At 38.1% G+C, this 19609-nt stretch carries 18 protein-coding genes, 2 tRNA genes and 1 riboswitch; of the genes, 19 read left to right on the top strand and 1 reads right to left on the bottom strand.

The genetic code is table 11. From position 1 onward, the window contains the following. The first annotated feature begins 129 nt into the window (after positions 1 to 129). The 9 genes from P3U61_RS00055 (at position 130) to P3U61_RS00095 (ending at position 9442) form a co-directional block, all read left to right on the top strand. Positions 130 to 822, top strand: a complete 693-nt coding sequence (locus P3U61_RS00055) for an AzlC family ABC transporter permease (RefSeq protein WP_014612671.1) — start codon at positions 130 to 132, stop codon at positions 820 to 822. Beyond that, entirely contained in the window at positions 819 to 1148 is a 330-nt protein-coding gene (locus tag P3U61_RS00060; RefSeq protein WP_101484995.1) for an AzlD domain-containing protein, read from the top strand. Before P3U61_RS00055 ends, P3U61_RS00060 begins: the two co-directional genes overlap by 4 nt. A 66-nt stretch (positions 1149 to 1214) precedes the next feature. Next, positions 1215 to 1319: riboswitch (SAM riboswitch) on the top strand. 83 nt (positions 1320 to 1402) lie between these two features. Then, positions 1403 to 2368 (top strand): homoserine O-acetyltransferase MetX, encoded by a 966-nt coding sequence (gene metX, locus P3U61_RS00065; protein WP_014612673.1) that lies wholly within the window; start codon positions 1403 to 1405, stop codon positions 2366 to 2368. Positions 2369 to 2599: 231 nt separating this feature from the next. Next, complete coding sequence (locus tag P3U61_RS00070; RefSeq protein WP_063278703.1) at positions 2600 to 3511, top strand: DUF2232 domain-containing protein; 912 nt, start codon at positions 2600 to 2602, stop codon at positions 3509 to 3511. Between the two features lie 4 nt (positions 3512 to 3515). Next, a complete protein-coding gene (locus P3U61_RS00075) occupies positions 3516 to 5483 on the top strand; it encodes a DHH family phosphoesterase (protein ID WP_096536495.1) in 1968 nt (655 codons plus the stop codon). Continuing rightward, complete coding sequence (gene rplI / locus P3U61_RS00080; RefSeq protein ID WP_014612676.1) at positions 5480 to 5926, top strand: 50S ribosomal protein L9; 447 nt, start codon at positions 5480 to 5482, stop codon at positions 5924 to 5926. The genes P3U61_RS00075 and rplI overlap by 4 nt, the downstream gene beginning before the upstream one ends. Before the next feature lie 155 nt (positions 5927 to 6081). Beyond that, on the top strand, positions 6082 to 6231 hold the full coding sequence (locus P3U61_RS00085) for a DUF6007 family protein (RefSeq protein ID WP_232331235.1): 150 nt from the start codon (positions 6082 to 6084) through the stop codon (positions 6229 to 6231). A 155-nt stretch (positions 6232 to 6386) separates the two neighbouring features. Next, on the top strand, positions 6387 to 7787 hold the full coding sequence (gene dnaB / locus P3U61_RS00090; protein ID WP_014612677.1) for a replicative DNA helicase: 1401 nt from the start codon (positions 6387 to 6389) through the stop codon (positions 7785 to 7787). 371 nt (positions 7788 to 8158) lie between these two features. Further along, entirely contained in the window at positions 8159 to 9442 is a 1284-nt protein-coding gene (locus P3U61_RS00095; RefSeq protein ID WP_037541991.1) for an adenylosuccinate synthase, read from the top strand. A 218-nt stretch (positions 9443 to 9660) separates the two neighbouring features. On the opposite strand, the gene P3U61_RS00100 is transcribed toward P3U61_RS00095, so the two are convergent. Next, positions 9661 to 10554 (bottom strand): YitT family protein, encoded by an 894-nt coding sequence (locus tag P3U61_RS00100; RefSeq protein ID WP_014612679.1) that lies wholly within the window; start codon positions 10552 to 10554, stop codon positions 9661 to 9663. Positions 10555 to 10660: 106 nt separating this feature from the next. On the opposite strand from P3U61_RS00100, the gene P3U61_RS00105 reads away from it, so the two are divergent. From P3U61_RS00105 to P3U61_RS00150, 10 genes are all read left to right on the top strand, one after another. Continuing rightward, positions 10661 to 10735: transfer RNA gene (locus tag P3U61_RS00105), tRNA-Glu, on the top strand. Between the two features lie 6 nt (positions 10736 to 10741). Next, positions 10742 to 10815, top strand: a tRNA-Asp gene (locus P3U61_RS00110). A gap of 438 nt (positions 10816 to 11253) precedes the next feature. Further along, positions 11254 to 11592, top strand: coding sequence for an SdpI family protein (locus P3U61_RS00115; RefSeq protein WP_110144721.1), 339 nt, complete (start codon positions 11254 to 11256; stop codon positions 11590 to 11592). A 150-nt stretch (positions 11593 to 11742) separates the two neighbouring features. Continuing rightward, the gene (gene yycF / locus P3U61_RS00120) at positions 11743 to 12444 is read left to right on the top strand and encodes a response regulator YycF (RefSeq protein ID WP_014612681.1); all 702 of its coding nucleotides are present in this window, start codon (positions 11743 to 11745) and stop codon (positions 12442 to 12444) included. Between the two features lie 12 nt (positions 12445 to 12456). Beyond that, on the top strand, positions 12457 to 14289 hold the full coding sequence (gene walK, locus P3U61_RS00125) for a cell wall metabolism sensor histidine kinase WalK (protein ID WP_015729822.1): 1833 nt from the start codon (positions 12457 to 12459) through the stop codon (positions 14287 to 14289). Further along, positions 14279 to 15616, top strand: coding sequence for a YycH family regulatory protein (locus P3U61_RS00130; protein WP_014612683.1), 1338 nt, complete (start codon positions 14279 to 14281; stop codon positions 15614 to 15616). Before walK ends, P3U61_RS00130 begins: the two co-directional genes overlap by 11 nt. Then, on the top strand, positions 15613 to 16392 hold the full coding sequence (locus P3U61_RS00135; RefSeq protein WP_014612684.1) for a two-component system regulatory protein YycI: 780 nt from the start codon (positions 15613 to 15615) through the stop codon (positions 16390 to 16392). Before P3U61_RS00130 ends, P3U61_RS00135 begins: the two co-directional genes overlap by 4 nt. 22 nt (positions 16393 to 16414) lie before the next feature. Next, positions 16415 to 17197, top strand: coding sequence for an MBL fold metallo-hydrolase (locus tag P3U61_RS00140; RefSeq protein ID WP_037541999.1), 783 nt, complete (start codon positions 16415 to 16417; stop codon positions 17195 to 17197). 712 nt (positions 17198 to 17909) lie between these two features. After that, a complete protein-coding gene (rlmH, locus tag P3U61_RS00145) occupies positions 17910 to 18389 on the top strand; it encodes a 23S rRNA (pseudouridine(1915)-N(3))-methyltransferase RlmH (RefSeq protein ID WP_199612487.1) in 480 nt (159 codons plus the stop codon). Positions 18390 to 18636: 247 nt separating this feature from the next. Continuing rightward, on the top strand, positions 18637 to 19548 hold the full coding sequence (locus P3U61_RS00150; RefSeq protein WP_199612488.1) for an abortive infection family protein: 912 nt from the start codon (positions 18637 to 18639) through the stop codon (positions 19546 to 19548). The last annotated feature ends 61 nt before the right edge of the window (positions 19549 to 19609 follow it).

Genomic DNA, 19609 nt, shown 5'->3' on the forward strand with positions numbered 1-19609 from the left:
AAAAAGCCATAATATCATCATTTCTAGACGGTAGGTTAGACTGAGGGATGAATGAGGTGAGACTTACTTTATAGCAAGATGGTATATGTTGTACTATAATAAGAATAATTTTCAAGGGGGTGAGTCTCAATGCCTTACACTACATTTAAACAAGGCATCCGCGATTGTCTCCCTACTGTACTAGGCTATGCTGGGGTAGGCTTTTCATTTGGAATTGTGAGTGTCGCATCAGGCTTCAACATTTTAGAAATATTACTGCTCTCATTACTTGTTTATGCAGGGGCAGCACAATTTATTATTATTGCGCTCATTGCCGTACAAACGCCGATCTGGGTCATTGTGCTCACTGCGATGATTGTCAATAGCCGTATGTTTTTATTAAGCATGACATTGGCGCCGAATTTCAAACATGATCATTTCATACATAGGGTAGGGGTAGGGTCTTTGTTGACGGATGAGACATTTGCTGTTGCAATCACGCCTTATTCGAAAGGACATACGATGACATATCAGTGGATGTATGGCTTAAATCTACTGGCCTACTTATTTTGGGCATTGGTTACTGTGCTCGGTGGATTGTTAGGTGACTTTTTCCAACATCCAGAAGTATTTGGATTGGACTACGCGATCACTGCGATGTTTATCTTTTTAGCAATTTCACAATTTGAGGGCATTACGAAATCGAAATTACGTGTGTATCTCTATTTAGTTGCAATCGTCATTGTTATGATGTTACTACTCAGTTTGTTTTTGCCTTCGTATTTAGCAATTTTACTTGCATCGACTTTAAGTGCGACGATAGGGATGGTGATTGACCGATGAGCATGTACGTATTTTGGACGATTTTTTTAGCAGGACTTGGGACTTTACTTATCAGAATCACACCTTTTGTCATGATTTCACGTATGGAACTGTCTGACAAGATGCTTAAGTGGCTGACGTTTATTCCGATTACATTATTTACTGCATTAGTGGTCGATGGGTTCATTCAGCAACAAGAAGGCGTGATGGGTTATACATTGAATTGGCACTTTATCATCGCGCTCATTCCGACGCTTATCATTGCTTTTTGGACGAGACGTTTAACGATAACAGTTATTGTCGGTATGGTAAGTGTGGCACTGTTGAGAATTATCGGATTATTCTAACAATCATTTGCATACGTGATAGGTTTGCGGTATGATTAAAGACACAACATAACTTTATTAAAAATAAGCTTATTAAGAGAAGTTGAGGGATTTGGCCCAGTGACACTTCAGCAACCACTTATCGTTATAAGTACGGTGCTACAACCAACCACGTTATGTGGATGATAAGTTCATTTAAAAACTGACTTATAAACGTTGTATAGCCGTCAAAGGTTGTACAGCTTTTTTAATTTTTAGAGGGAGGGCAGACTGAAATGGTGAATTATCGCGTGGACACATTAGCATTAGGTGCATTTACGACAGAATCAGGTGAAACGATTGAAAATTTGAAGCTTCAGTATGAATATGTAGGTTATCCTGGCCAGCCACTCGTCGTCGTATGTCATGCGTTGACAGGTAACCATCTCACTTATGGGACAGAAGACAATCCAGGGTGGTGGCGAGAGATTATTGATGGGGGATACATGCCAGTTCATGATTACCAATTTTTGACATTTAATGTCATTGGTAGTCCGTTTGGGTCGAGTTCTCGTCTAACAGATCCCAACTTCCCACAAAAACTCACCTTGCGAGATATTGTGCGTGCTCTCGAAAAAGGCATTGAAGCACTCGGTCATCAAAAAATAGACATTCTCATCGGAGGCTCTTTAGGTGGCATGCAAGTAATGGAGCTCCTCTACAATCAAAAGTTCGAAGTGAAAAAGGCAGTCATTTTAGCAGCTACTGAAAAGACATCTTCTTATAGTCGGGCGTTTAATGAAATAGCGAGACAAGCCATCCATTTAGCAGGAGAAGAAGGATTAAGTATCGCGCGGCAACTCGGCTTTTTAACGTACCGGTCCTCTAAAAGTTATGACGCCCGCTTCACACCTGATGAAGTCGTGTTATATCAAAAGCACCAAGGCGATAAATTTAAAGAACAGTTTGATTTGCAATGTTATTTAACACTTCTTGATGTGTTAGACAGTCATGACATTCACCATGGTAGAGATGATGTCGCAAACGTATTCCAATCATTAGACACGAAAGTTCTCACGCTCGGCTTTACAGATGACTTGCTGTATCCAGATGACCAAGTTGCTGCGTTAGGCTGTTATTTCAAATATCATCGCCATTTCTTTGTGCCTGATAATGTAGGACATGATGGCTTTTTATTGAATTTTAATGATTGGGCGCCGTACCTGTATCATTTCCTAAAAGTTTCACGATTTAGACGCTAACTTTAGACGAAAACGTTACATTTTTGTTATAATTGCGTCAACTAAGAATACTAGACAAGAAGCTATATTTTAGGGATAATAGCTAAAATATAGCTTTTCTAATGTGTTCAAGAAAGTGACGTTTTGTAATTCAATTGTAAGACGCGTGAAATCATGTGGCGCAAATTGTATTCATATTACAAAGCCTGTAAAATAGAATTTATAGACTATAATAGTTTGGAAGTGGCGTCTTTGTTTTCGAAAATTAATCCTAAAGCAACCCTAATCAGCATTGTGGCGTTGTTAGTGGTGACTTTAGTTATACATGTTATGCCTGGATTAGCAATCATTTTGGCATGCTTTAGTTTAATCCCAGGTATCGTTTTATGGTACCAATCTAAGCATTCGTTTGGCTTAGTCGCACTTATTGCGATTATTCTCTCAACGCTCACAGGCAACGTTTTTGTGATGACATTTTTAATCATTATTTTAGTTTTAAGTATGGTCATCAGTCAGTTATTAATCCAACGTGCATCTAAAGAGCGCATCTTATATTTAACGACATTCGTGGCAAGTGTTTTAACATTAAGTGCGATGATGATTTTACAAACTTTGAAAAAAATCCCGTATGCTGACGACTTATTGCAACCGTATCGTGCAATAATGCATCAAGCTGCAGAGTTAGAAAATTTAGATCAACAAGCTCAAGAGATTTTAAACAATTCGATTCAACAACTCGCAATACAGTTGCCGGGGATGATTGTAGTAGCGATTGCTATTTACGTGTTCATTACATTGCTCATCATTTTCCCGATTTTACGTAAGTTCAAAGTGGCAACACCTGTATTTCGCCCACTATTTTTCTGGCAAATGAAGCGTTCAGTTTTCATTATGTATGCATTGGCATTATTAACAACGATTACAACACAACCTGCCACTACACCGAACAGCATTGGCATTAATTTCCAAATCGTTTTAGGTTTCTTATTAGTGATTCAAGGTTTAAGTTTTATTCATTTCTTTGCATCTATTAAAAGAATGCCCGGCGTGTTAAAAGTGATTTTAGTGATTGTCGGTGTACTGTTTTATCCAATGACACGCCTCATTGGTTTACTCGATTTGGGGTTGAATTTAAAACGTATGATAAAAAACGATAAGAGGTGACAAGATGAATCGTCATTCAATGAAGAAAGCGTTGATCGTACCTTTTTTAGTGATTACCGTTACAGCAATCATCATTGTAGGTCTATCCTTTTTCTTTAATCAGTGGCTTGCGTTTATCGCTGCTATCCTGTTATTTGTCATGCTCATTATCAGTGTCTTTATTTTTAGACGTTTCTATCGTTATTTAGATCGTTATTTAGATGATTTGAGTGGCAAAATATCAGTAGGTAGTGATCGTGCAGTCAAAACAATGCCACTAGGTTTGATTGTGTTAAATGAAAATGACCAAATTGAGTGGGTCAACCCTTTCATGTCAGAGCGGATTGAAAGGAATGTCATTTCAGATCCAATCAATGAAGTGTACCCGAATATTTTAAAGCAACTCGAAAAGGCGAAAGAAATCGAAATAGCAGATGGTGCGTATGCCTATCGTGTCCGTTATTCAGAAAAAGAACATATTTTGTATTTTATAGATATGACGGAAGAAGCCACCATCCAACAAGCGTACGATGATCAACAGCCGATTATTGCGACATTGTTTTTAGATAACTATGACGAAATTACGCAAAATATGAACGATACACAACGTTCTGAAATCAACTCGATGGTGACACGTGTCATTAGTCGTTGGGCACAAGAACATAATGTGTATTTCAAGCGTTATAGTTCCGATCAATTTATTGCTTATTTGAATCGTCGTATTTTACGTGAATTAGAAGAGACAAAGTTTGATATTTTAAGCCAGCTTCGTGAAAAAAGTGTCGGTTATCGCGCACAACTCACTTTAAGTATCGGTGTCGGTGAAGGCTCAGAAAACTTAATTGACCTGGGTGAATTGTCACAATCTGGTCTTGATCTCGCGTTAGGTCGTGGTGGTGACCAAGTTGCGATTAAAAATATGAATGGCAACGTCCGTTTTTATGGCGGTAAGACTGACCCGATGGAAAAACGTACTCGTGTGAGAGCGCGTGTCATTTCCCATGCGTTGAAAGATATCCTATTAGAAGGCGACAAAGTCATCGTGATGGGACATAAACGCCCAGACTTAGATGCGATTGGTGCGGCGATTGGTGTGACCCGATTTGCGATGATGAACAACTTGGAAGCGTATATCGTGTTAAATGAGTCTGACATCGACCCTACATTACGTCGTGTGATGGATGAAATCGATGAAAAGCCTGAATTGAAGGAGCGCTTTGTGACGTCCGATGATGCATGGAATATGATGACATCTCGTACAACACTTGTCGTCGTTGATACGCATAAACCGGAAATGGTCATTGACGAGAACATTTTAAATAAAGCCAATCGTAAAGTGGTCATTGATCATCACCGTCGTGGCGAAAGCTTTATCTCAAGTCCGTTACTCGTCTACATGGAGCCATATGCAAGCTCTACCGCAGAACTTGTCACAGAGCTACTCGAGTATCAACCGACTGAACAACGCTTAACACGCTTAGAATCGACTGTGATGTATGCAGGTATCATCGTTGATACACGTAACTTTACATTGCGTACAGGCTCGCGTACATTTGATGCAGCAAGTTATCTCCGTGCGCATGGAGCCGATACAATCTTAACGCAACATTTCTTAAAAGATGATATTGAGACGTATATTAACCGTTCAGAGTTGATTCGTACGGTGAAATTACAAGAGAATGGTATCGCAATCGCACATGGTCCGGATGACAAAATCTATCATCCTGTGACCGTAGCCCAAGCAGCAGATGAATTGTTGAGTCTTGATGGCGTGGAAGCGGCGTATGTCGTTGCGCGTCGTGAAGAAAATCTCATTGGTATGTCTGCCCGTTCACTTGGCGAATTCAACGTCCAACTCACTATGGAAGCGTTGGGCGGTGGCGGTCATCTCACAAACGCTGCAACGCAACTAGAGGGCGTGACTGTTGAAGCGGCTATCGAAAAGTTACAACAAGCGATTAATGAACAATTGGATAGGAGTGACGAATCATGAAAGTGATTTTTACACAAGATGTTAAAGGTAAAGGGAAACAAGGTGAAGTTAAAGACGTGCCAGTCGGTTATGCGAACAACTTCTTAATCAAAAATGGTTATGCTGTTGAAGCAACACCAGGGAACTTGAAACAATTAGAACAAAAAAATAAACGTATTGAAAAAGACAAACAACAAGAGCTTGAAGATGCAAAAGCGTTAAAAGAACGTTTAGCAGCGCTTGAAGTTGAAGTGAAAGCGAAATCGGGTGAAGGCGGTAAATTGTTCGGTTCTATTAGTACGAAACAAATCGCTGAAGCATTGAAAGCGCAACATGATATTAAGATCGATAAACGTAAAATGGAATTGCCACACGGTATTCACGCGTTAGGTTATACGAATGTGCCTGTGAAACTGCATAAAGAGGTAGAAGGTACGATTCGTGTGCATACTGTAGAGCAATAATGATAGGGTTGTGAAGAAAGCTGGTGCAGAGGTCACCGGCTTTTTTCATATATCATTTGTAATACTATAGAGTAAAAGCGGTTTAAAAAGGATTTGATAAAATGGAGAATATATCTAAAGAATTAAAAAGATATGTGTGGGTTTATATGATCTCTATGATTCCAATGTCCTTCATTATCAGAGTTTTACCTAAAGACAGTCTTTTTGAAATAATCATGTCACTTATCATTGTGGTGCTATCTTCTATTGGTTTATCAACTGTGGTGATTTACATCTTATATTTGATAAAGAAAAGGAAGTCATAAAGCGTATGATGTGTATGTTAAATTCATGAATTTTAAGACATGTGCGTATATCAGCAATTTACATTTTTGAACATGCTGAATCATGTATTGTGATTCGGTTTAGGTTATTATAGAATATGTTAAGTATATGTCATGAAAGTGAGGAGGTCATTGGCATGGATGAAATGTATGAACATAATCGAATGCCACACAGTCATGAGGCGGAACAATCTGTACTGGGGGCGATTTTTCTCGACCCAGAATTGATGTCGTCCACGCAAGAAATTTTGTTGCCTGAATCATTTTATCGTGGTGCGCATCAGCATATTTTCCGTGCGATGATGGACCTGAATGAAGATGGTAAAGATATTGACATTGTGACTGTTTTGGATCGACTCACACAAGAAGGGGTCGTGAATGAAGCGGGAGGTCCCCAATATCTTGCTGAAATTACATCGAATGTACCGACAACGCGAAATATTCAATACTACACAGACGTGGTGTTCAAAAATGCAGTCAAACGTAAGCTCATTCACACTGCGGATAGTATTGCGAATGATGGCTATAACGATGAATTAGATTTAGATACCGTGCTGAATGATGCAGAACGTCGTATCTTGGAACTGTCTTCTACACGTGAGAGTGACGGTTTTAAAGATATTCGTGACGTATTAGGACAAGTTTATGATAATGCGGAACAATTGGATCAGAATAGTGGTCAAACGCCAGGCATTCCGACAGGTTACCGCGATTTAGACCAGATGACAGCAGGCTTTAATCGTAATGATTTGATTATTTTAGCGGCGCGACCTTCAGTAGGTAAGACTGCCTTCGCTCTTAATATTGCGCAAAAAGTAGCCACACATGAAGATCAATATACGGTCGGCATTTTCTCATTAGAGATGGGTGCAGACCAATTGGCGACACGTATGATTTGTAGTTCGGGCAATGTCGATTCGAACCGTTTACGTACGGGGACGATGACTGAGGAGGATTGGAATCGATTTACAGTGGCAGTCGGTAAACTGTCTCGGACGAAAATTTTTATTGATGATACACCAGGTGTGCGGATTACCGATATTCGTTCAAAATGTCGTCGTTTAAAGCAAGAACATGGACTGGATATGATTGTGATTGACTACTTACAATTGATTCAAGGAAGTGGTTCACGTGCATCGGATAACCGTCAACAAGAAGTGTCAGAGATTTCACGTATGCTTAAAGCGATTGCCCGTGAGTTAGAGTGTCCGGTGATTGCGTTAAGTCAGCTATCACGTGGTGTTGAACAACGACAAGATAAACGTCCGATGATGAGTGATATTCGTGAGTCAGGTTCGATTGAGCAAGACGCCGATATCGTTGCTTTCTTATATCGTGATGACTACTATAACCGTGGCGATGGAGATGATGATGACGATGATGGTGGATTCGAACCACAAACAAATGATGAAAATGGTGAAATTGAAATCATTATCGCGAAGCAGCGTAACGGCCCGACCGGTACAGTGAAGCTACACTTTATGAAACAATATAATAAGTTTACAGATATCGATTATGCTCATGCGGATATGGGATAATTGAACGTGTGCTTGAAACGGTTGGTGTTATGAATCATCAACCGTTTTATTTGTGATATTGCATGGAACAACCGAAAAGAAAAAATAATTTTAAACTTTAAATACGTATGTTATATAACAAATTCTATTTAATGTACGGTTTTTACTTTGAATTAACTTATCGATTTTGATGTAAGTTAGGATTTTAGATATAAGCGAAAGAGCCTAATAACACTCGTATAACACGTGGTTGTAAGGGTCCGTCTATTTTAGAGGGGCTCGAATGGCGTGACGCACAATCTAATTTTCAATGTTCGTTTTTTGATTTGCATTCATGATGTGATACTGGTAGAATACAGTTTGGTTAATTGAGAAAACTTGGAGGTGCTCTTATGTCATCAATCGTAGTAGTTGGGACACAATGGGGAGACGAAGGTAAAGGTAAAATTACAGACTTTTTAGCGGAACAAGCAGATGTCATTGCACGTTTTTCTGGTGGTAATAATGCAGGTCATACAATCAAATTTGACGGTGAAACTTACAAATTGCATTTAGTGCCATCTGGTATTTTTTATAAAGACAAACTTGCTGTCATCGGCAATGGTGTCGTGATTGATCCAGTTGCATTACTTAAAGAATTAGACGGCTTAAATGAAAGAGGCATTGCAACAGATAACTTACGCATCTCAAACCGCGCACACGTCATCCTACCTTATCACATTCAACAAGATGAACTTGAAGAAGCGCGTCGTGGCGACAACAAAATTGGTACGACGAAGAAAGGTATTGGCCCAGCATACGTAGATAAAGCACAAAGAATGGGTATTCGTGTAGCAGATTTATTAGACAAAGAAGTTTTCGAACAACGCTTAAAAGAAAATTTAGAATATAAAAATGATTACTTCCAAGGTATGTTTAAACAAGATGCACCATCATTTGAAGACATTTTTGAAACATACTATGCAGCTGGTCAACGTCTTGCACCATACGTCACAGATACTGCAAAAGTGTTAGACGATGCTTTCGTAGCAGATGAACGTGTATTATTTGAAGGTGCACAAGGTGTGATGTTAGATATCGACCACGGCACATATCCTTTCGTTACATCAAGCAATCCTGTCGCAGGTAACGTCACTGTAGGCGCTGGTGTTGGCCCAACAAACGTTTCAAAAGTTGTCGGTGTATGTAAAGCGTATACGTCACGTGTAGGTGATGGCCCGTTCCCAACAGAATTATTTGACGAAAAAGGTCATCATATCCGTGAAGTAGGTCGCGAATATGGTACAACAACAGGTCGTCCGCGTCGTGTCGGCTGGTTTGACTCAGTGGTGTTACGTCACTCTCGTCGTGTGAGCGGGATTACTGACTTATCTATTAACTCTATCGACGTATTAACAGGCTTAGATGAAGTGAAAATCTGTACAGCTTATGAGTTAGATGGTAAAGAAATCACAGAATATCCAGCGAACTTAAACGACTTAAAACGTTGCGAACCTATTTTTGAAACATTACCAGGTTGGACAGAAGATATTACAGGCGTACGTACAATGGAAGAATTGCCTGACAATGCACGTCGTTACTTAGAGCGTATTTCTGAATTGTGTAACGTACACATTTCTATCTTCTCTGTAGGTCCAGATCGTAATCAAACAAATGTTGTAGAAAAATTATGGTAATACAATAACTGAGGGGAGTCTTCCGGCAACGCTTCGGTAAGACTGACCTAAAATAAAAAAGACTGCCAAAATGATTTGGTGGTCTTTTTTATTGGCCTATAATGATTTATCTTTAATGTTGTTTTATTTTCAGTATGTGTGTTGGATAACACAAAATACTCGCATGGCTTTAAACAACAACATCGTGCATCCTAAAAAGAGGAACCAATATGACATCACTAATGAATATCTCTTTTACGATGGTTTCCACCGCGTACTTCTGAAACGTTACCGATTGAGAGGAAGGCTTTTTCGTCGATTTCCATAACGATATCTTTCAATTTTGCTTCTTCAAGACGTGTAATCACGCAGAAAATGACACGTTTATCTTCTCCAGTATACGCGCCTTCACCTTTCAAATACGTCACACCACGACCGAGACGAGAATTGATTGCTTCACCAATATCTTTATAGGCATCACTAATAACCCATACCGCTTTGGATTCATCAAAACCTAAAAGGACGGTATCAATCATTTTTGAGGCGATGAAATAAGCAACAACACTAAATAATGCACTCTCCCATGTGAACACAAAGCCAGCAATGCCAAATATGAAGAAATTAATAAACATCACAATTTCGCCCACAGAAAAAGGCAATTTTGAGTGAACGAGAATCGATAAAATCTCTGTACCGTCTAATGAGCCACCATAACGTAGCACAATGCCGACACCAATACCTAGGACTGCACCGCCAAAAATCGTAACTAAAAATTTATCGTTAATGACTGGATCGATAGGGTGTAACACAATAGTCGTAACGGATAAGATAGAGATGGCATACAAAGTAGAGATTGCAAAAGTTTTACCAATTTGTTTATAGCCTAAAAAGAAGAAAGGCAAATTAAGTATAAAGATGAATATCCCTAATTTGAATCCTAATAAATGGGACAGAATAATTGAAATACCTACAATGCCTCCATCGAGCAATTGATTCGGTACTAAGAAAAGCTCCAGTGCCACTCCCATCAACACTGCGCCTAACGTAATAAAGAAAAATCTCTTGAAAAATTGACGTGGCTTTTTAGGTTTCTCTTTGATGTAAGCAACGTTCGATTCTGCTTGAATTTCCATAAATGACCCCCTGAACAACTTTATATGAAAAATTATACAAAAAAATCCGAAAAAAATCTTGTCAACCCGATTGGGTGATGCTATAATCATTCTTGTGTTTAAGAAAGGCTCCTTGGTCAAGCGGTTAAGACACCGCCCTTTCACGGCGGTAACACGGGTTCGAGTCCCGTAGGAGTCACCATGATATGGTCCCGTAGTGGAGCGGTTTAACACGCCTGCCTGTCACGCAGGAGATCGCGGGTTCGATTCCCGTCGGGACCGCTAACGTGCTCATCCAATAGGGTGAGCACTTTTTTGTTTTTAAGACAGTTAGGCTTGCCTAACTGATGATTGTAATACGTTGTTATGACAACTATGCAGTGTTAATTATAATTTAGGCAAAATACCTCTTTTTACAGTCAACAGGCATATACTGAAAGTGTGTAGAGGAGGTGTTTTTAATGGTGAAGGCTATTATTGAATTCATTAAATTATTACTCTCAATTTTCGTATCTGGTGGTAAGCACTAGTGTGAACTGACTCTTTACGTGTTGCGTAGGTGACATGTAAAGAGTCTTTTTTATGCTTTTTAGAGAATGAATGACAATGTCATCCCCCATTTTTCTGTTCCTCAATAGCGCGCCTATACCTTTTTTAAAAGTGAGTGTAGCCGTTTGTTTATGATTATGGTACAACTAAATTAAGGAGTGAATAACGCAAATGATACTGTTTTCAAGTTGTTTGTTCTTATTCTTATTAGCGATTGCGTTCCAACATAACCCACCTCAAGAAATCAATTACTTTATTGGGTTTCGGACTAGGAAATCGATGAAAAATCAAAAGAATTGGGAAATCGCTCAAGTCGCCTTCGCCCATCAACTGAAGGTAATTTCTGGTTATACGGCTTTATGTTCAATCCTATTATGTATCTTGGATATCGTGCTCATTGTTTTAGACAACGATGTGCTATTTGTAGCTTCGATGGTGACACAAGCGATAGTGCTCATAGGTATATTGTTGGCCGTTTATCTCAAAGTCAATAAAAAGCTAGATACATAAACTGAATGGTTGGATTTTGCCCATTATGATACAAATGAAAATGGGTTAAATAGATAGAATTCACTTTATATTAGTGATACATTATAAGGTATAGGATTATGCCAGTTAGCAACCGATATTATGTACTTATTAAGAAATGGGGTCATTTTTATGGCAAGAAAAGTAGTCGTAGTCGATGATGAAAAACCAATTGCGGATATATTAGAATTTAATTTGAAAAAAGAAGGTTATGAAGTATTTGTCGCATATGATGGCAACGATGCGGTCGACTTAATCTATGAAAAAGAACCTGATATCGTGTTACTCGATATTATGTTGCCTGGTCAAGACGGTATGGAAGTGTGCCGTGAAGTGCGTAAAAAATTCGAAATGCCAATTATTATGTTGACGGCTAAAGACTCAGAGATCGATAAAGTCCTCGGTCTTGAGCTTGGTGCGGATGACTATGTGACAAAACCATTTAGTACGCGTGAATTAATTGCACGTGTGAAAGCTAACTTACGCCGCCATTATACACAACCGAGTCAAGAAAATCACATGCAGACGAATGAAATTACAATTAAAGATATTGTGATTTATCCAGATGCTTACTCTATTAAAAAACGCGGTGAAGATATTGATTTGACGCACCGTGAATTTGAGTTGTTCCATTATTTATCGAAACATATGGGACAAGTGATGACGCGTGAACATTTACTCCAAACGGTATGGGGTTATGATTATTTCGGTGATGTCCGTACTGTAGACGTTACGATTCGCCGTTTACGTGAAAAAATTGAAGATGATCCTTCTCATCCAGACTATATTGTGACGCGTCGTGGTGTTGGATATTTCTTACAACAACATGATTAGAGGATGGCAAATATGAAGTGGTTAAAACAATTTCAATCCCTTCACACGAAACTTGTTATTGTCTATGTCCTGTTGATTATTATTGGTATGCAAATTATTGGTCTGTACTTTACGAATAGCCTTGAAAAAGAAATGACTGAGACGTTTAAGACAAACATTTCTCAAAATGCGAAACAAATCGAGCTCGGTATTGAAAAAATATATGCAGATGGTAATGATTCTGGTAATACACAAAAAGATATTCAAAATTTACTCAATGAATATGCCAATCGTAATGAAATGATAGAAATTCGTTTTATTGATAAAGATCAAATCATTATTGCGACATCAAAACAATCGAACCGTACGATTATTAACCAAAAAGCGAATGATAGTTCTATTCAAAAGGCATTGTCGCTAGGGCAAGAAAATTCGGATACAGTGCTAAAAGATTACGGTGAAGGTAAGCAGCGTGTATGGATTAAAAATATGCCGGTAGTGACTGGTGATGGTATGATTGGTGATATTTATATCGAGTCGAATATTAACCAGGTGTACGATCAGTTAAGCAACATTAACCAAATTTTCATCGTAGGTACAGGGATTTCGCTCATTATTACAGTGATTCTCGGTTTCTTTATTGCGCGTACGATTACGAAGCCGATTACTGATATGCGAAATCAGACAGTCGAGATGTCTAAAGGTAACTATACGCAACGTGTGAAAATTTATGGTAATGACGAAATTGGTGAATTGGCACTCGCGTTTAACAACTTGTCGAAACGTGTTCAAGAAGCACAGGCGAATACGGAAAGTGAGAAGCGGCGTCTAGATTCGGTCATTACCCATATGAGTGACGGGGTAATTGCGACAGATAGACGAGGCCGTGTGCGTATTATTAACGATATGGCGCTGAAAATGCTAGGGAAGTCTAAAGAGGAAGTCTCCGGGCACTTTATTTTTGATGTATTAGATTTACAAGATGAGTTTTCACTTGAAGAATTAAATGAAAATAATGATAGTGTCCTCATTGATATTAATGAAGAGGAAGGTATTATTGCACGTGTCAACTTTAGTACGATAGTGCAAGATACTGGCTTTGTGACAGGTTACATTGCAGTGCTACATGATGTCACTGAGCAACAACAAATTGAACGAGAACGTCGCGAGTTTGTGGCCAATGTCTCGCATGAATTACGGACACCATTAACGTCTATGAATAGTTATATTGAGGCTTTGGAAGAGGGCGCTTGGCGTGATGAGTCGATTGCTCCTCAATTTTTATCCGTGACGCGTGAAGAGACAGAGCGGATGATTCGTCTCGTCAATGACTTGTTACACTTGTCTAAAATGGATAATGAAACGGAAACGATTACGAAAGAGATTGTTGACTTTAATATGTTCATCAACAAAATTATTAATCGACATGAAATGGCTGCGAAAGATACGACATTCGTGCGTGATATTCCGAGAGAGACGATATTTACAGAAGTGGATCCGGATAAGATGACGCAAGTGTTCGACAACGTCATTACGAATGCGATGAAATATTCGCGTGGTGAGAAACGTGTCGAGTTCCACGTGAAACATAATCCTGTCCACAGTCGTTTAACGATTCGAATTAAAGATAACGGGATTGGGATTCCGATTAATAAAGTAGACAAAATTTTTGACCGCTTTTTCCGTGTGGATAAGGCACGTACGAGAAAGATGGGAGGGACAGGACTGGGTCTTGCCATCTCTAAAGAAATTGTAGAAGCGCATAACGGCCGTATTTGGGCGAATAGTGTGGAAGGACAAGGCACATCCATTTTCATCACATTACCTTGTGAGAAAATTGAGGAAGGTGATTGGGATGCGAACTAGAGAATTGATTAAGTCAATTGTGTTAGCGCTCCTCGTCCTATCGAGTATTGTATTGACAGTCATGATTTGGAACTTTTCGCCGGATTTAACGGATGCAGATAATGTGCATACGAAAGATGCGACAGAGGCAATCGGGACGCGTTACGATAAAGCGTTTAGCCAGGTGGTGACGCCTCTGCAGCTCGTGCATATCGAAAATGATGATGTGAAAGGTATGCCAGCGAATAAAGATGTGAATGCATTAATGACTGTATTTCAAAAACACCGCATTATTGAAGTAGAAGATATTCAAAATGACGATGTCGTGTTATTGCGTAATTTGAGCAATCATTTCGTCGTGTTAGACTACCCGTCAGACATCCCGCTGTCGATGTATTTGAATGAAGTCATTGAAATCCCTGCGAAAGTGCCGACAAATTTTAAATTTAACCGACTGATTTTAGATGTCGATGATGCTCAACATGTGATCATTTATGCCATGCAGCCGAATCATCAACGGGCGATTAAGTTAGAAACGAATTTGAATACGAAATATGTACAACAGCGCATTCAGAAGATGAAAGCGGACTTGGAACCGTACTCCAATGTTGTGACGAACCGCAGTACGATTAATAAGGCGACGTATATGTATGCCGTGAAAGCACCGAAAAACTTAAAAGCATATCGGACTATTTTTAATCGTATTAACGTAGAAGATTTGAATGCAATTCTGTTTGATAATACGCCAATTGTGCGTACCACGAATAGTGGGAACACGACCTATAACAACAATACAGGCGTCGTGAACTACAATGCGAATCGTGAAACGTATGACTATACCAATTTGTCAGAAGATGAGCATAGTACGCGGAATATGAATGTCAACTTGCCACGTGCGTTTGATTTTATTAATAAACATGGTGGCTTTACAGATGATTTTCGCTTATTTAGTGCGAACAATGACCGTGGCCATATTATTTATCAAATGTTTCTAAATGGACGTCCCATCTTTTATCCGAATCAATTGAACGAAATTCGTGTTTTGTGGGGCGAACGGGGGTTATATGAATACAGTCGCGGTTTATTAAAAACGAACGTGACGATTGATAACGGTGAAAAACCTGAGTCGTTACCAGATTTGGAAGACGTGCGTTCTGTATTGGCTAGTAAAGGTGATATTGATTTTACCAAAGTCCAACAAATGGTTATCGGTTATCGCATGAATCCAATTAAAGGACCGGAAAATAGTATCGAAATACAAGAAGGCAGCCAGTTTATACCGACGTGGTATATTCAATATGATCACGAGTGGTACGAATATAAAGACGGGGAGTTGATTGAGACATGAACTGGAAACGTGCAAAATCATTGTTCATCGTCGTGTTTCTCCTCGTTAATATTTGTTTAATTTTTGTGTATAATGATAAAATTAGTAAATCAAAAATTAGCGATGCAGAACAGCAAAATTCGGTCAACTTTGAACAAGAAAATATCAAATTGCCGAAAAATATGCCTGATGTGAGCCATGTCAAAATGCAGCTCATTACGGCACGTTCGAAAGACTTTAAAGATGAAGCGGAAAAAAGTGGTAAAGCAGAAGCACGAAATAATGGGCACACATTGGACAAAGAAATGAGTGAAAGTGTCAATGTGAAATTGGACCCTATTTCACATTTGAAACCGTACATTGATCAAAATATCTATAAAGGCAATGAGTATCAATATCACGATACGAGCGATGGCAAAATTAAATACGAACAGACGTATAAAGGCTTCCCGATTATGAATAACAATCGTGCAGAACTGACTTTTGATGTGAAAGACGATACAGTTAAATCGTATGAGCAGTCTGCAATGGAAGACATCCTTCCGTCTAAAGGGTCGAATAATGAACCTAGACAAGTCATTAGTGCCCATAAAGCTATCGAAGCGCTTTATTATAATCAGTACTTAAAACATGATCAAGAAGTCGAAAACATCCGACTCGGTTATTATACAGTGGTCAAAGAGACGAATATTCAAGTTTTGCAAGCCAACTGGGAAATTAAAGTGAAAGACGCAAATGGCACACATACGTATTATGTAGAGGCAATTTCGTCCAATCCACAAATTATTGAACAATAGAAAGGGTGGTCTCTTGATACGAATGAGTGTACTCGCAAGCGGTAGTACCGGCAATGCGACATATGTAGAAAGTGATAAAGGCAGTTTGTTGGTCGATGTAGGACTCACAGGTAAAAAAATGGAGGCACTGTTCGAACAAATCGACCGAAAAATTTCAGATCTTAGTGGTATTCTTGTGACACATGAACATAGTGACCATATTAAAGGCTTAGGTGTCCTTGCGAGAAAGTATGGCTTGCCTGTATATGCGAACGAAAAAACATGGACGTGTATTGATAAAAAAGACTCTAAAATTCCGCTAGATCAAAAGTTTGTATTCAATCCACATGAAACGAAATCTATCGCAGGATTTGATATTGAATCATTTAACGTGTCTCATGACGCCATTGACCCACAGTTCTATATTTTTCATAATAACTATAAAAAGTTTACGATGATTACAGATACTGGTTACGTGTCAGAGCGTATGAAAGGGATGATTCGTGGCAGTGATGCGTTCATGTTTGAGAGCAATCACGACGTCGATATGTTGCGTATGTGCCGCTATCCATGGAAGACGAAGCAACGTATTCTGAGTGATATGGGTCATGTTTCGAACGAAGATGCAGCACACGCGATGAAAGACGTGATTACAGGTCAAACGAAGCGCATTTATTTGTCTCATTTATCACAAGACAATAATATGAAAGACTTGGCCCGTATGAGTGTCAGTCAAATCTTGCAGGCGCATGATATCGATACAGTGAATGAAGTGAAGCTGTGTGATACAGATAAAGCCATCCCAACACCGATTTATACATTGTAGGTTGGAAGTATCAGAATTTACTTTTTTTGATAGCTATCTTGGGTTCGCGTTTCCTAGGGACTTGACTCAACTCAATTTGGCTTGATTGAAAGGGAAACCTGAAAGAAGCCAAATTGGATTTTCGGGAGCTGTACAGAAATCTTATGTGCAACAAAGATTTCGTAGTACTGCCCCCGCAAGGCTGACTGGGCTTCTCAAAAGTAAAACATTGAGAAGTCAGACAGCTACTGCGTGAAACAGTAACCACTGTTAAGCTAAAAAGAAGCTTGTTAACAGTTTTCACATATCCCTGAGGAGACTCGCCCAGATTGGCATTCAAAAAGAATAACGAATGTCCAACTAAATCATTATTCTTGTAATCTATCAATGACATGTTTCATCAAAATATAAATAAATTTAAGAGGTTTGGACAGTTAGATGTCTGACCTCTTTTTTTACGGATATCAATAATAACTGTGTATAAAAATACTCGAATCAATTGAGTTATCCCCATGTATGTGCACAAATTAAGCAAGTTATAAACAATCCACATGTTAATAACCAATTTACTAACAAAGTTATCCACATATCAACAGACTTATCCCCAAATATAGTAATCAATTTTTAAATTTCTGTGTGAAAACGAGATACAAAAACGGTATAATAGAGATAAAGATGTGGGTAACTGAATAACATGTGGATAACTTTGGATTGATACACATAGGAGGGCAAAATGAAAATAACAATCTTGACAGTAGGGAAATTAAAAGAAAAATATTGGAAACTCGCCATTGCAGAGTACACCAAACGGCTCAGCGCATACACCAAAATAGAAGTGGTCGAAGTTCCAGATGAAAAAGCACCCGAAACAATGAGTGCAAAAGAAATCGAACAAGTGAAAGAAAAAGAAGGACAGCGGATCTTAAGTAAAATCAAACCACAGAGCATCGTCATCACATTAGAAATCGCTGGCAAAATGTTGAGTTCTGAAGATTTGGCCAAAACACTGGATCAGCGCATGACACAGGGCGCAAGTGACTTCACCTTTGTCATAGGCGGCTCACATGGGCTACACGAGGCCGTATTACGACGCAGTGATTTTGCGTTGTCGTTTAGTAAAATGACCTTTCCACACCAAATGATGCGCGTCATCTTGTTGGAGCAGGTGTATAGAGCATTTAAGATCATGCGGGGCGAAGCTTATCATAAATGATGAGGTTTTTACCTACGTTTAGCTTCTATATGAGATATTAATAAGACTGTAATTTATTAAGAAAGAAGGTTACAATAGTTTACAAAGGTGAATTAACATTAGAAAATTCAGAATTAGTGGCATTATGATAAAGAAATTTTTAATGAAAACAGTAAATATGATATCTTAAAATATCGATGTACATGTACATTTTAAAAAATTATTAGAAAATCATGAGGATACAAACCTAGATATGGAGGACTTATAGTTGTATGAATTGGCAAGTAAAGAAATAGTGGATTTATTTTTGGGTGATAAAAGAGTAAATAGTGAGTCTGATGATAAATTTGAATCAAACGGATATACAATGCCTTACATGACTCATAGTGATATAAACGCACTAGCACCTATATTTGGGATTACAAATATTGAAAATGTTAGTGATTACAATAGATTAAATAAAATGGCATGGTTGATAGAACAGTGTTATAAATTAAATAAAGAGAATAAGTTATTAAAGTATTTTTTAGATGTAACCCGATATATACCAAATAAGCGAGAAGAGACTTCTATATATACAAATGAAGAACTAAAAAAAGAAACCCTTAAAGAGGTTGAAGCTTATTTTAATCATATAAATAATATATTGAACTTTTCAGATAAAAAATTAATATACTTAAATAAGAAATATAAAATTATAGATTTAATAGAGGATTCACAAGTCACACATGATATTGATAAACATATTAATTTTGATTATGTAAGGAACTTCCCATTCAGATTAAAGGATAATTTAGAAGATGAAAATTACGACACAGTTATTACGCAATCTAGAACTTTATTAGAAGAAGTATATATACATATTTTAGAATACTCAAATAAAGACTATAATTCGGCAAAAGGAAATTTACAAAAATTGAATTCTATGGTTAAAACAGAATTAAAAATGAAAAATAATAGAGATTATGATAAGCGGATAAATGAATTATTATCTGGTCTAAATAAAATTAATGATGCTATAGGGAAAATGAGAAATGAGAATAGTGATAGTCATGGTGTAGGTTCTAAGAGAATAAATATCAATAGACGTGAGGCAAAATTAGTGATGAATTCAGCCATAATAATTTGTGATTATATTTTAGAAATATTTGAAGACAACAAAAATAATAACAAAATATAAAATGAAAATAAGCTAAGAGTGGATTGGCATAATCAAGGAGAATATTCTTAATAATTATAGC

Origin of the sequence: Staphylococcus pseudintermedius (genome assembly GCF_034042775.1) — a bacterium.
In the GTDB taxonomy this organism is placed as follows: domain Bacteria; phylum Bacillota; class Bacilli; order Staphylococcales; family Staphylococcaceae; genus Staphylococcus; species Staphylococcus pseudintermedius.